Below are 14,471 nucleotides of genomic sequence, written 5' to 3' on the forward strand. Positions count from 1 at the left end.
TCAGGCCAACAATGTCGCCAGGCGCTCGGCCATTACATCCTGATTGAACGCTCGATTCACGAGTTCCTTAAGCGCCAACCCCTTTTGCTCGCTGGCTGGGTCTGCTCTGCATTGCTCGATGACCTGCACGAGATCCCCCTTCTTATTGCCATCAAAATAGTAGGCCTGGTCGTAGGTGATCTCACGAAAGACCTCCAGATCCGTACAAATGATAGGTGTGCCGAAAGTCGCCGCCTCAACGATCGGAATCCCGAATCCCTCGTTCAAGCTCGGAAAAATGAAGGCTTCGCAGGATCTTAACAGGTCGAATTTCTGGGCATCCGAGACGTAACCGGTGAAGTGGAGATTAGGGAAGTTCCCGGGCCTATGGTCCATGTAACGGTTCCCATCAATCTGCCCCATGACAACGAAATTCGCCTTGCCGACATAGGATTTGGAAGCCTCCACGAGAGCTGCAACATTCTTCCTCGGCTCGTCCGAAAGAATGCTACAAAAGAAAGGTAGATCTCCATTCCATACCGGTAGCGGAAAGAGCTTTCTTTTTGTTCGAGAAGAAGGTTTACGCTTGAAGATATCTACCAACCATTGCTTCTGCTCCTTCATTTTATTCCGGCGAATGGCTCGAACATAATTAGACGGCGCGCCTCTACCCCCGAGCAAGGCGGCCTGCTTAACTTCTTCGCGAATTGGAGGATAAATCGTTATCTCTCGGTCAACGGCATTATTTCCATAGATCCTTCTAAAGTAATTCCCCGTTGTCTCGGAATTATAAATGACGTTTCGTCCAACAGACATCGTACATTCCATCTTATGGACAAACAATTTGCGCCAATCGAATCCCATTGAAATTTCATAAAATGGGATAAGATCATGAATGACATACGATATGTCCTTGGAATCAACTCCCTCAATCTGAATATAATGCGGCGTATCAATGATAACTCGGTCAAAGCCGGTCGCATCTATCGCAACCGGCCGTAAATTTTGGTATCCTCGCCGAAATGATTCAGAATAAATGGCCCTATGTGTCAGAATAGCATCAAATATACGCAAATGATCGGAATAGGGCGAAGAGGCATATTCGGATAACTCGCCTTGTTCGATTGAGAACAAAAATTGTTCTCGGGCATTTTCCGCATCTTTCATCGCCAGGCGAAAATCCATCAATTGAGGATGCTCATCCGCAAGACGTTGTTCACTCTGGTCGGAATAGTGCCAATCGAAGCCAAATCTATCTCCTTCGAAATGACGCATCGCATCAGCGAAATAGGCTCTTCTCGTGCCCAGATCATTGATCTGTCTTCCAGCCCTCTGATTGGCAAACAAGAGCCCCGTCCGCGGGGGCTCGACAAGCAAAGTTACCTTGTGCCCTAATTTCTTGATGATCTGCACGACACCAAAGGTAAAATTAAAAATCCCTCGAGCATGTATCGGCGTTCCAAGACTGTCCGATATTAAAAGAACGTTTTTTTGCATGACCGGTAATGCACCCTTGTCTTATGAGCAATCAGGTCTCAATTAAAAAATTACTTATTCCGATGCTTCGGTGAACATTTCACAGCTTCGATGGCATCCATCGTGCGGAATGACCAGCGGCACTGATGAGGTCGACTGTCACGACGCCTCACGGTTGTAGATATCTTCCAGGCGGATGATGTCGTCCTCGCCGAAATAGCCGCCGGTCTGCACTTCGATGATCTCCAGATCGATCTTGCCGGGGTTCTCCATGCGATGCACCGCGCCGATCGGGATGTAGACGGATTCGTTCTCATGCACCGGTTTGACCTCGCTGCCGACGGTGACGAGAGCGGTGCCGCGCACCACGATCCAGTGCTCGGAGCGGTGATGATGCTTCTGCAACGATAGACGTCCGCCTGGCTTGACCACGATGGACTTGACCTGGTGCCGCTCGCTCAGATCCAGCGAGCGATAGCTGCCCCAGGGACGGAAGGATTGCCGGTGTTCCTGCGTCAGGGGGCGATGACTGGCTTTGAGCTGCTCGACCAGCGCCTTGACACCGGCTGCATCGTCGCGGCGCGCCACCAGGATGGCATCGGGCGTGACGACGACGGCAATGTCATCAAGACCGGCGACGGCGACCAGTGGTCCGTCCGTGGAGACGAAATTGGCGCGGGCATTGACGAAGGTTGCCTCGCCGCGGGCCGCATTGCCGGCCTCGTCCAGGGCGTGGAGATCGCGCACGGCGCTCCAGGAGCCGACATCCGACCAGTCGAAGGCCGCAGCCACTACGGCCGCGCGCGCCGTGCGCTCCATCACCGCATAATCGATGGAGCGGGCTTCGGCACGCGCGAAGGCGGCTGCATCAAGGCGCAGGAAGCCCAGATCGTTCTGGGCCCTGGCAACGGCCTCGGTCACTGCATCAACCGTCTCAGGCTCATGCGCCGCGTAGTCGCCGAGCAGCACGCCCGCCTGGAACAGGAAATTGCCCGAGTTCCACAAAAAGCCCTCGGCAACATAGCGCTCCGCCGTCGCCGCATCCGGCTTCTCGACGAAGCGGGCCACGCGCCGCCCGCCCACGGCGACCTCCTCGCCCGGCTCAATATAGCCATACCCGATGGCCGGACCGGTCGGCTCGATGCCGAAGGTCACGATATGGCCGGCCCTGGCGGCGGTGCCTGCATGCCTGCACGCTTGATGGAAGCCCTCGACATCCCGCACCATGTGATCCGCAGCCAAGGCAAGCACCAGGGCCGTCTCGCCATCCTGATCGGCGATATGGCGGGCGCCGGCGAGAATGGCCGGCCCCGAATCACGCGCCTGGGGTTCCAGCAGGACATCGGCCTCGATGCCGAGCGCTTCCAGCTGATCAGAGACCAGGAAACGATGATCCTTGTTGGTGACGATGACGGGACGTCCGAACAGACCTGCGTCGGCAACCCGGCGCAGGGTTTCCTGGAAGGTCGAGAGCGCCCCGAAAAGAGGCAGGAACTGCTTGGGGCGGTTGGAGCGAGAGGCGGGCCAGAGCCGAGTACCGGAACCACCGCACATGATCAGAGGGCGAATCGAATTGAATGGCTCGCGCTTGAATTCCATGATCTCGGACGCCACAAACACCTCCAGGCAGGTTCAGTCCTTGCGACAAACTCAGATCACGCAACGTCAGTGCCGCAAGGATTCTCTCGCATAAATACCGACATACTTATGACAATCAAGTGACATTCCAGAAGATCGAGGCGAAGATAAGGCCGCCTCTTCTGATAATACCACCACATTCACAAATATGGACAAATCCAGCCGAACATCAACGCGGTCGCTTTTTTGAAATATTTCCATTATAATCAGATACTTAAGTAAATTTCCGGCATTCTCATTCGACACATGTGCCGGCTTCAATTCTAAAAAATTATTGAAACATAGTATTATATTACTACAATTACTCAAGGTCATTTCGAATGCGCCGCCAAGGCGTCGTCACCCGCTCGACCAGAGCGAACGAAGCGACGCTTTCAAAGCAAGCGCGCCCCGCCCTTTCGGGCGAGGCGCGCTGGAGCAAAACCGCTCGATAGCTTGGACTTTAGCGCCCGATCGTCGACAGATTGGCGCCGGCGCTGACGATACCCACGCCTCCACCGATCATCTGCAGGAACTTGGCGAGGTCGGTCGAGGGCGCGTTCGAGATGTAGAGCACGTCCTTGTTGCGCATCAGGAAACGCTGCGACCACAGGAAGGAGCCTGGATTCTTCATGTCGAGGCGATAGACCACAGGCACGCTGCCCGAACGATAACCGGCCGGCGCCGCTCCGCCCCTGAGGTCGCGATAGGCGTCTGCATCTTCATAGCGGAACACGAAGACGCCGCTGGCATCCGAACGCTGGTCGTTGAGACCGCCGGACTTGCCGATGGCTTCCGCGAGAGTGACCCTGTCGCTCGTAAACTCGATGGTGTCGTTTTTCCCGGTGGCGCCGAGCACGGTGAAGGTGCGCGGCTCGCGATAGATGAAGAGCTGATCGTCCGCGCGCATATAGATGTTCTCGCGCGGATTGGAGACCAGAGAAGTCAGGCTTTCCACGCCCGTGCGCGATCCACGGGTCAGGCGAACGAAGAGGTCGTGGGCGGCTGCCCGCGGGCCGCCAGCGAGAGCGATCGCATCCAGCACGCGCGTGCCCTTGACGGCAAGGGGGAAGCGCCCGCCCTGGCCGACTTCGCCGGACACCGTGACGAGATTGGCGGCATTCTGGGTAAGCGTGACCAGCACCTGTGGTTCAATCGCCTTGGAGGACAGGGCGCTGACAACAGCCTGGCCCACCTGAGCCGGTGTACGCCCGGCTGCGACGACGCTGCCGGCATAAGGCACGTTGATGCGCCCGCCGCGATCGATCTGCTGGGGCGGCAACTGCACGCTCTTGCTGCCTGCGCTGCCGGTGGCGTCGGAGGTGCCGAACAGGCCGCCCGAACTCGCCTCGAAAATGGAGACCGACACCATGTCGCCCACGCCCAGCGTGCCGCTCGACGGCGGGCCTCCGGCAGCAAAGCTGCCAAGGAAGCCGGTCGGCCGATGCCGCGACAACACGGCGACCGTCGCAGCGTTGACGTCGAAGATGGAATAGGGGCTCGCAACTCCGCGCGCCTGCGCACCGCCACCCTGCTGATTGTTCAGAATGGTTTTGGCCGTGGGGCCAGCATTCGGCAGGCTGGAGCAAGCCGAAAGGCCGGCGGTGATCAGGAGAATGATTGGAATACGCAGCACTTCAACATCACTCGCTTTTCAACGGCACCATTTCTTTTTCCCATCACTGACAGATCGGAACAAGCTTTGATGCTCTTTGTGGTAAAGATCTCAATTCCGAAAGAGGTAACATTTGCCGAAACAGCCATTTCCTCTGAACATTTCCCAATCGACGCCGACGACATGGACACCACGACTTCAGACGCCGAATCGGCCTCTACCCATCTCGCCATGGAAACCTCTTTCGCTCGGGCCAACGCAAACTCCCCGCTCCCTTGTCCCACATTTTCGCTTCCGTTCCTGTCTCCCGAAAGGTAAGTAGGAATCATGAAAATTGGCGGAGGGCTTTGGCAGTGCCGACCAAAGGAGGCTGCATGACAGCCCGGGCCAATTTGCAAACTTTCAGTGATAATGCAACAGAAATTGCGCCGGCTGCGGCAGCTATCCCGTCACGAAATCTACACATTAGATTCTCTTCTGGGAACGTATCTTTAATCGCACACCATGTTTTTCCAACTTTCATCAAGAAAAAAATTAGGTATTCTTATAATATACTACCCTCCGATAGCCAGCATTCCGCTCGAATTCCCCTGGAGGACGCCTCGACCGCGAATTGTAATCGCCAGAAGCCTGTCTGCGAAATCGGCACTACTCCTTTAGTAGTAGAACATCACGTCCTTGCATCGTCACTTCCACCGGCACGCGTAAGCAGTTTCCGCCTAGAAGGACATCCGGCCAGGTCTTTCAGACTCGCAGCGCGATCCAACTCACGGCTGTCTTTGACCGGCCCGCGCACGCAAGCGGCACTGAAGCCGCGATCTTCTGTCAGTGTCTCCGGCTCGTTGTCGGCCGGGCTCGTTCCCCTGCCCCATGAGGTATGCTGATGGATCAGTCCTGGTTGCCTCGTCCTGGCAGCGTTATCGGCCTGCCCTTGGTCACCCTGCTGCGCTTTCCCGATCTGGGCGAGTTGCTGCCGGATTACCGGCTGGTGGCGCTGGAACGGGCCGGAGCGCGGGTTGACGCCATCGCCGGCTGGGGCCGCAAGCTGCCGGCCCGCTGGGCCAGGCATAGGGCTGCCCGGCTTTCCCGCCCCTTCTTCACGCTGGAGGACGGCTTCCTGCGCTCGGTCGGCCTCGGCAAGATGGGGGCGGCCGCCGTTTCGGTGGTGATGGACGACCTCGGCGTCTATTATGACGCCCGCACACCGTCGCGGCTCGAACACGAATTGGCGCGGGGGGATTTCCGCGCGTCCCGGCCACGCGCGGCCGCCCTGCGCGAAGACATCGTGCAACGACGGCTGACCAAATATAATCACCTTCCCGACACGCCCGTGTCGCTGGGGCCGCGCGGAAACCGGCGGATCCTGCTGGTGGAGCAGGTCGCGGGCGATTTGTCGATCGCCGGGGCCTGCGCCGACGAGACGAGTTTTGCCGCCATGCTGGCCGATGCCCTCGCCCTGCAGGACGCGCAGGTCATCATCCGCTCCCATCCGGATGTGATGGCGGGCCGAGCCCAAGGCAGCTTCGCCGGCCTCCCGGCCGCTGCCCATCTGCACCGGCTCGATGATGCGGTCTCCCCCCATGCCGTGCTCGACGAGGTCGACGAGGTCTGGACCGTCTCAAGCCAACTCGGCTTCGACGCCCTACTGCGCGACCTGCCGGTGCGGTGCTATGGCGTGCCCTTCTACGCCGGCTGGAGTTTGACCGAGGACCGGCCGGTCCGGCCGAGCGCGCACAAAGCCTTGGCCCGCCGCCTTCAGGCACGGACCGGCGCCCCGCTCGACATCGTCGATCTCGTCGATGCCGCCCTGATCCGCTACCCGCTCTATGCCGATCCGGTCACTCGCCGCGCCGCCAGTCCTGAACAGGCGATCGCACGGCTACAAGGCTGGCGAGCCCATGCCGGCCGCTGGCGCGGGGAGACCGAGGCCGTCGCCATCAAACAGCACAAGCGGCCGATATTGCGGCGCTACTGTGCCGCCCCCGGCGGTACCCTTCGCTTCAGCGCAGCGGCCTCCGGCAAGGCACGGCAACTGAGTTGGGGTCTGCCGCCTTCCGCCGCCGGCGGGGCTGCGAGGGCACCAGCAATCACGGTCGAAGACGGTTTCCTCAGATCGGTCGGGCTCGGCTTCCCCGGCACCGTGCCGATCTCGCTGTGCTTCGATGCCAGCGGCATCTATTACAATGCAACCGCCATCAGCGACCTCGAAACCCTGCTCGAAACCGGCACGTTTCCTGCCGAACTTACCGATCGCGCCGCCCGGCTGCGCCAAGCGATCCTGCAGGCCGGCCTGACCAAATATAATCTGAGCAGCGACGTGCCTGACGAGGTTCCTCGGCAGGCGCGGGGCCGCCGGCGCGTGCTGGTGACGGGACAAGTGCCGGATGACCAATCCCTCAAGCTGGGCCTGCCCTGCCAGGCCAGCAATCTCGAATTTCTCCGGGCCGTCCGCCGGGACTGCCCCGACGCCTTCGTCATCTTCAAGGAGCACCCCGATCTGGTGTCCGGCAAACGGCCCGGCCTGAGCGATCGGAACGAGGCCAGCGCCCTGGCCGATCATCTGGCGGTGTCGGGCGATGCGGCGGCCTGGATCGACTTTGCCGACGAAGTGCATGTGCGGACCTCGCTGGCAGGATTCGAGGCCCTGTTGCGAGACAAGCCCGTGACCTGCCACGGCGCGCCCTTCTTTGCCGGCTGGGGCCTGACGACCGACCGCGTCGCCATACCGCGCCGCACGCAACGCCGCACGCTCGACGAATTGGTGGCTGCCGCCCTCATCCTCTATCCGACCTATCTTCACCCCGTCCGGCGGCTGCCAATGGAAGCCGAAGACGCGGTGGCCTGGTTGAGCGCGGCGCGCCAGGCCCCTGCCGGCAGAACCAACCCCTTGCACCGAATCATACGCTGGTGGCCACGCAATGCAGTTTCTTTTTGACGTATCGCGGCACCTGCGCCGGCTCATTCGCACCACGCCCACCGGCATAGACCGGGTTGATGCCGCCTATATCCGGCTGCTGCCCGATCTCGCCGGCGACGTCTCCTTCGTGGCCAAGATGCCCGGCTTCAACGGCCTGCGGCGTGTCGATAGGCTCCTGCCATCCACGGAATACCTGGCCTGGCAGGGCTCCGGCGTCGAAGAGGATCGCATCTACACCGATTTGGCCGATTATCTGGCCGCACCGGCCTGGCTCTCCGAACGCGGCTGCCGCCGCCTGGCGGAAACCGGCCGTACCGAGCCTTCCGCCGCCCGGGTAGCGCTCGCCGGCATGCGGCAGGTCTTCGGCACCCGGGACTTGCCTCCCGACCTGCGCGGATCGGTGTATCTCAATACCTCCCACTCCGGCCTGGAAAACACACTTAAAATTCAGGAGATGAAGCGGCGAGGCGCCCGCATCGTCGCCATGTTGCACGACCTCATTCCTATCGATTTTCCGGAGTTTTGCCGCGAAGGGGAGGCGGACAAGCATCACCGACGCATGCTTTCCTTGCTGCAGCACGCGGATCTGATCATCGCCAATTCGGCTTATTCGCGCGATCGGTTCATCGCATGGCTGGCGACGATCACCCCGTGGGGCGAACGTCGCTCCCCTGCGCCACCCATCGTGGTAGTGCCTCTGGCCGTCGAGAACGAGTTCCTGACCCGCCAGGCGCTGCGGCCACCCCCGTCACAAATACCTTATTTCGTCTGTCTCGGCACGATCGAGGCCCGCAAGAATCACACCCTGCTCCTGCTGCTTTGGCGCCGGCTCGCCGAGAAACTCGGTACGGCCTGTCCGCGCCTGGTCCTGGTGGGACGGCGAGGCTGGAAGGTCGATCAGGTCCTGGATCTGTTGACCCATGCGGCACCGCTGGCCCGCCACGTCGTGGAAGTTTCGGACCTCAGCGACCGAGCCGTGGCCTCCTTGATTGCCGGCGCTCACGGCATGGTGCAGCCGTCATTGGTGGAGGGGTTCGGGCTGCCGATCCTCGAAGCCAATGCCCTCGGCGTGCCGGTGATCGCCTCAGATATTCCCGCCCACCGAGAAGTGGCGGACCTTGCCGGCCATCACGGCATCAGCCTGGTCGACCCCATCGACCTGCCGCAGTGGATGGGCGCGGTGACGACGCTGGCCTCGGACCGTTTCGAGCTCAGCACCCGTGTCGCCGTGTCCACATGGCAGGATCACGTACAGCAGGCCCTCGAGGTCATGCGCGATCATTTCCAGCACTCGGCCTCGAAAAACAACTTCGTCAGGCGGAGGCCAGCATGAGAGAGGACTGTTTCATGCTACCATCTACCTTAGGGAATTTTCCCATGTGAGATACAATTTTCTACTTTATCAAACCAGCCTTGGTAAAACTCCTTTGTGGTTACAGCCAAATCATCATATCTTGCATTGGTCGGGTGGATCCTCCACCTTCGAGCTCACATAGAACTGAAGATGTTATTTCCGAGCTACCTGTTGCATCAATGCTACAGACTCGTGTTTCGAAAACTGGCATGGTGACCTTACCTTTAGGAGTAACGCATATGAGAATCTCTGCAGCAGCAATTGCTCTCCTGCTCACGTCGACGGCCGCTATCGCTGCCGATCTTGCGCCTGCACCCGTTGAGCCTGTGGCACCGGTTGTCCTGCCGTTTTCCTGGACGGGCTTTTATGCTGGTGCGAACGTCGGTTATGCCTTTGGCGGCCGCGATACGGTTGGCATTCATAATCCGACTTTCATCGGCGACATCGGCAAGCTGACGGGCAAGGGTTTCCTTGGTGGCTTGCAGGCCGGTTATAACTACCAGTTCGACAACATCGTGGTCGGTATCGAAACCGACTTCCAGGGTGCCCAGATCAAGGACACCGTGCATGGCGTCGTCGCTGGCGCTCCCGGTCGCGCTCGCTCGGACATCAAGTGGTACGGCACGCTGCGTCCGCGCATCGGCTATGCCTATGATCGCTTCCTGATCTACGCAACCGGTGGTCTGGCCTACGGCAACATCGACTACAAGCTGAGCTATAACGGCGCTTCCTTCAGCGACAGCAACACCAAGGTTGGCTGGACAGCAGGCGCCGGTGTCGAATACGCCTTCACCGACAACATCTCGGGCCGTATCGAATATCAGTATGTGAATTTCGGCAGCTACACGGTACGCGGCGGCGGCACCCTCAATTCCAAGGCCTCGCCGGACTTCCACGCCGTGCGCCTCGGTGTGAACTACAAGTTCTGATCTAGCGCTGCTGCATTTGATTCATCGCATAAACGGGGGCATTTTTGCCCCCGTTTTTGTTTGTTGGAATGACGAGAACGACACGGGCGCGTACGAAGTGGACGGGCGTTGCCAGCACCATCAGAGTATGCTCTCATCCATTCTAAGTCGGCTAAATAAAATGCTGCATGGCCTTTGCGGCACCGGGATATGGTCGCATTTGGACGGCCCTGCGTTCCTGCTGGCCATCAGGATGCTTCACCATACTATTCGAGAATGCGAAGTTCCGTAACGCGATTTCAAGCCGATTTCGGCACACGCGCAGGGCTTCTTTTCGGCAGTTCCACCACATTGTCGTCGATGCGACTGATCAGGTTGCTGATAGTGAGATCGAAGTAACGGCTGAGATAATAGGAGCCGTTGATCTGCGTCTCGACCACCAGGTGACTGATGAAGGCGTTTTTCGCCGCTGCGTTGGGCAGGAAGGGAGCGTTCCAGAACTGTTTCAACTTGTCTTCGCCGCCCTGGGCCACGAGGCCATCAATGGCATAATGCGCATTCCCGAGCACGAATACCGGGCAATTGCGCTGCAGAGCCAGTATTCCCGTGGTGCTGTTGACCGTGATCATACCACGAGCGTGCCGGATCAGCAGTCCCGTCGGCCCGTCGTCGATCAGGGAGACCCGATCCGCCACCCCCGCCAATTTGGCAAGCTGCGCCACGAAACGGTGGTAGGGCCGATGTCCGCGGTCGAGCGGATGGGCCTTGAAGGCAAGGCGGGTGCCAGGCGGTGCATGCTTGGCAAAGGAGCGGATCGTGGCTTCGATCATGCGCTCCATGGTCCAGCCCGCCCCATGGACGCGCAATTGCAGATCATCGTGGACCTGAAGGGCCGCAACAAAATATTTGCGGTCGAAATGATCGACGAGGTCGATGATCTTCTTCGCATTGGTCCAGCGATCGGTGTATTTGCGGATGGCATTGCGACTCCAGAGCATCGCCTCTCCGAGCAAGGAACGCTCGCGATGATGCGAGTATTGTCGGAACACCACATTGCCGGCCGACATCGCCACGTAATACTTGAAGGCCCACCAAGCCATGGGCTTGAAGCTCGTCGCCGGGATCGTCACCGGCGCCTCGATGGAGGTCACCTTGGTGCGGTCATAGGCCGACAGGACCCGCGGTAGGGGTGAGGCCGCATTGTTGCCCTCTCGCTCGGCGGTCACATAATCGGGCCGGATATAGCCTTCCTCGAGGCACCAGACATCGACACCAAGCTCCCGGCACAGGGCCACGGCCACCTGGTGATAGGGGCGCTGGTCACCGAACAGGATTACCTTGTCCGGCTTCTGGCCAAGCAGGAACTGTGAGAACCAGCCACGCCAAGCCGACAGGCTGTCGGAAAACATGACGAACGGAATCCGCCTGGAATAGATGCGGTCTCCGAGATTGAAATTGATCTTGAGGACTCTGTCGCCACGCGCCAGGAGCGATTGCGCAAGCTCGGAGAAAAAGGGCCCCACCGGTCCCTGGAGCAGCACAATGAACTTGGGACGCGGCATCGGCAATCCGATAATTGATTCAAACTGGAACAGCCTGGACATACTGATAGTTCTTGTCGCAAATATGTACATACGGCTGATTTGACAGGGTGCCTCTCCGGTAGGCACCGCAGCATCGGATCCCATTTCTGACGCGTGTCCGACGTTGTGGGTTGTCACTCTAGCATCATTTTTGCCGAAAGCCGGCATCCACTTTTCGGCACGATGCTCTATTCTGCGGCAATGCGTTCGAGCGCCCGGCCGAAGGCGCGTGCGGCGGGCCCGAGCGGTCGATCAAGGCGATGGGCGAGATAGGCCTCCGTGCCGGTCCGGGCATGGCGACCCAGATCCTTCGTGCGCAGCCGGACAAGACGGCCTTCGAGAAGATCCCGTTCCACCTGCCAATAGGGCAGCCTGCCCCAGCCGAGGCCGGCCAGGATCATGGCGTGCTTGGTATCCTGGCCGCCGACCCGGCAGGTCTGTGGTGACAACACGCCGAAATCCCGCCCCTCCGACAAGGTGGTCGGATCGACCAGAACGATCTGCAGATGATCCGCGAGTTCGGCAACCTCGATCGCCTGGTCGTCGCTGCGCGTCGCCAGCGCGTGCCCCGCAGCGGCGACCGCCACGATTTCGATGGAGGACAGGGCCTGTAGCGACACGCGCGGATCACGAAAGCTCTCCCCGGTGATCACGGCCAGCACACTGCGCCCGGCCAACAAGGCGGCAAGCGGGCCGCCGAGCGGTTCGACGGCCAATCTGATCGCGACCGACGGGTAGTCCTGCCGCATTGCTTCGAGTGCCTCGCCGATCCAGGCAGTCGGAAACAGTGTGTCCACCACCAGGGAAAGTTCGAGCTCCACCCCCTCCCCCAGCCCATGGGCGCGGGCACGCATGGCGTCCACGCGCAGGAGGATGTCGCGTGCATTGGCGAGCAGCGCCTTGCCCTCCACGGTCAGCACCGGGCGATGACCGGAGCGATCAAACAGGGCCAGCCCAAGTTCGGCTTCCAGATTGGCGATGGCATGGCTTACCGCCGACTGCACGCGCGACAGCCTGGCAGCTCCCGATCGAAAGCTGCCGCTGCCGACAACCGTCACGAAGATTCGTAGTTGATCGAGGGTAAGGGCATCAATCATGATCAATTCTTTCGATCAATTCGATGCCATTTATATCACTCCGATCGATAGGCAGGAAATGCCATGCTCCCATCATTCAGGAATGACGAGGAGTTGACGATGACGTCCGTGCTGGTTCTGTATTATTCCTCCTACGGCCATATCGAGGCCATGGCGCAGGCGGTGGCGGAAGGCGTAGGCGAGGCCGGCGCACGAGCCGTGGTGAAAAGGGTGCCGGAAATCGTACCGGATGCGGTCGCCATCCGCGCCGGCTACAAGCGGGATCAGCGCGCGGAGATTGCCGATATCGCCGAGCTGGCCGATTATGATGCCGTCATCTTCGGCACGCCGACCCGCTTCGGCACGATGGCCGCACAGATGAAGAACTTTCTCGACCAAGCCGGCGGGCTATGGGCGCGCAATGCCCTGGTCGGACGCATCGGCAGTGTCTTCACCTCCACCGGCAGCCAGCATGGCGGGCAGGAGGCCACGATCCTGTCCACCCATATCGTGCTGCTGCATCTGGGCATGGTCGTTACCGGCCTGCCTTATACCTTCCAGGGCCAGTCGCGCATGGACGAGATCACTGGCGGTTCACCCTACGGCGCTTCGACGCTGGCCGATGACGGTCGCGGCGGCAATCGCAAGCCCAGCGCCAACGAACTCGACGGCGCGCGCTTCCAGGGGCGCCATGTCGCCCATCTCGCCCGGGCCCTTGCTGCCGCGCGGCTCCAGGAGGCGGCCTGATGGTCACGACCATCCCGCTGCCCAGCACCACCACGGCCTGGCCGGCCATGGTGGCGGTGGTCGCCTGCGGCATCGCAGCCTCGCTGCAGGTCGGCAAGGCGCTGATCGCCACGCCCATGCTGCAGGCCGATCTCGGCCTTACCCTTGGCGCCATTGGCTGGCTGGCCGGGATCTTTGCCATGCTCAGCCTGGTTTGCGGGGTGCCGGCGGGTGCGATCATCACAGGTTTCGGGGATCGCCGCGTGCTCCTGCTAGGCCTGGGCGCCATCGCAGCCGGTAGCGGCCTCGGTGCCCTTGCCTCCCACTATGGTGCACTGGTCGCTTCACGCATCGTCGAAGGCCTCGGATTCCTGATGGTCACGGTGGCAGGTCCCGCCATCCTGAACCGGATCTGCCCGGTCGGGCGGCGCGATCTCGCTTTTGCCGTGTGGAGTTGTTTCATGCCGGCCGGCATGGCCCTCGCCATGCTCGCCGGGCCGCTTTTCAGCGACTGGCGTGCCATCTGGTGGTCCGGTGCGATCATCGCATGCCTTGCCATCCTGGCGGCCTTGCTCACCGTGCCGGGCGAACAGCAGTCGAGTGCGCCTCCGCCGCAGCACCTCGGCCGGGATGTCCTTGCCGTGGTGACGGCCGGCGGGCCCCCACTGCTTGCCTTGTGCTTTGCTCTCTACAGCCTGATGTTCTTTGCCCTGTTCAGTTTCCTGCCAGTGCTGCTGATGCAGCATATGGGCTTGAGTTACGGTGCCGCCGGCATGCTGAGCGCCCTGGCAAGCGCATCGAACATCATCGGCAATCTCGCGGCAGGCTTTCTCCTTTCGCGTGGTGCCGGCCGCGCCATCCTGATCGCGGGCGCCAGCCTGGTGATGGGAATCACCGCGCCCAGCGTGTTCCTGCAGATCTTTCCGGACGGCCCGACGCTGCTGCTGTGCATGCTGTTCTCGGCCGTGGGCGGCATCATCCCGGCGACATTGCTGTCCTCCGCGCCTGTCGTGGCGCCCGCCACATCCCTGGCTCCCATCGTGGTCGGCCTCGCCATGCAAGGCAGCAGCCTCGGCCAGGTGGCGGGGTCGGTCGCCGTGGGTGGGCTCATCGATGCCTATGGCTGGCGATCGGCCGGCCTGCTCGTCATTGTGGCGGCCATCGCAGCCATCGTCGTCGCCCTGGTCCTCAGCCGGGCGACAACGAGGTCATGAAGGTTG

The 14,471-nt window shown here is 60.7% G+C and carries 10 protein-coding genes; 5 read left to right on the top strand and 5 right to left on the bottom strand.

What is annotated here, in order from left to right; genetic code table 11:
• The 3 genes from ACR9ZN_RS22415 to ACR9ZN_RS22425 form a co-directional block, all read right to left on the bottom strand.
• Positions 1-1,476 carry a glycosyltransferase gene (locus tag ACR9ZN_RS22415; protein WP_481273212.1) on the bottom strand — a complete coding sequence of 492 codons (1,476 nt, stop codon included), beginning with the start codon at positions 1,474-1,476 and terminating at the stop codon, positions 1-3.
• A gap of 138 nt (positions 1,477-1,614) precedes the next feature.
• On the bottom strand, positions 1,615-3,054 hold the full coding sequence (locus tag ACR9ZN_RS22420) for a mannose-1-phosphate guanylyltransferase/mannose-6-phosphate isomerase (protein ID WP_454816601.1): 1,440 nt from the start codon (positions 3,052-3,054) through the stop codon (positions 1,615-1,617).
• A gap of 481 nt (positions 3,055-3,535) precedes the next feature.
• Positions 3,536-4,708, bottom strand: coding sequence for a polysaccharide biosynthesis/export family protein (locus ACR9ZN_RS22425; protein ID WP_454811218.1), 1,173 nt, complete (start codon positions 4,706-4,708; stop codon positions 3,536-3,538).
• 862 nt (positions 4,709-5,570) lie between these two features.
• Here ACR9ZN_RS22425 and ACR9ZN_RS22430 point away from each other — a divergent pair.
• The 3 genes from ACR9ZN_RS22430 to ACR9ZN_RS22440 all read left to right on the top strand — a co-directional run bounded on the left by ACR9ZN_RS22430 (position 5,571) and on the right by ACR9ZN_RS22440 (position 9,887).
• Entirely contained in the window at positions 5,571-7,622 is a 2,052-nt protein-coding gene (locus ACR9ZN_RS22430; RefSeq protein WP_481273213.1) for a capsular polysaccharide biosynthesis protein, read from the top strand.
• On the top strand, positions 7,606-8,937 hold the full coding sequence (locus ACR9ZN_RS22435; RefSeq protein ID WP_454811222.1) for a glycosyltransferase family 4 protein: 1,332 nt from the start codon (positions 7,606-7,608) through the stop codon (positions 8,935-8,937). The genes ACR9ZN_RS22430 and ACR9ZN_RS22435 overlap by 17 nt, the downstream gene beginning before the upstream one ends.
• Before the next feature lie 260 nt (positions 8,938-9,197).
• Positions 9,198-9,887, top strand: a complete 690-nt coding sequence (locus tag ACR9ZN_RS22440; protein WP_454811223.1) for an outer membrane protein — start codon at positions 9,198-9,200, stop codon at positions 9,885-9,887.
• Between the two features lie 278 nt (positions 9,888-10,165).
• Here ACR9ZN_RS22440 and ACR9ZN_RS22445 read toward each other — a convergent pair whose 3' ends face one another.
• Entirely contained in the window at positions 10,166-11,428 is a 1,263-nt protein-coding gene (locus ACR9ZN_RS22445; protein WP_441770935.1) for a capsule biosynthesis protein, read from the bottom strand.
• 209 nt (positions 11,429-11,637) lie between these two features.
• Positions 11,638-12,546, bottom strand: a complete 909-nt coding sequence (locus ACR9ZN_RS22450; protein WP_481273214.1) for a LysR family transcriptional regulator — start codon at positions 12,544-12,546, stop codon at positions 11,638-11,640.
• A 99-nt stretch (positions 12,547-12,645) separates the two neighbouring features.
• Here ACR9ZN_RS22450 and wrbA point away from each other — a divergent pair, with 99 nt between their 5' ends.
• Entirely contained in the window at positions 12,646-13,272 is a 627-nt protein-coding gene (gene wrbA / locus ACR9ZN_RS22455) for an NAD(P)H:quinone oxidoreductase (protein ID WP_481273215.1), read from the top strand.
• Positions 13,272-14,465 (top strand): MFS transporter, encoded by a 1,194-nt coding sequence (locus ACR9ZN_RS22460; RefSeq protein WP_481273216.1) that lies wholly within the window; start codon positions 13,272-13,274, stop codon positions 14,463-14,465. Before wrbA ends, ACR9ZN_RS22460 begins: the two co-directional genes overlap by 1 nt.
• Positions 14,466-14,471 lie beyond the last annotated feature (6 nt).

Source organism: Labrys sp. HAY1-8F (assembly GCF_056754975.1).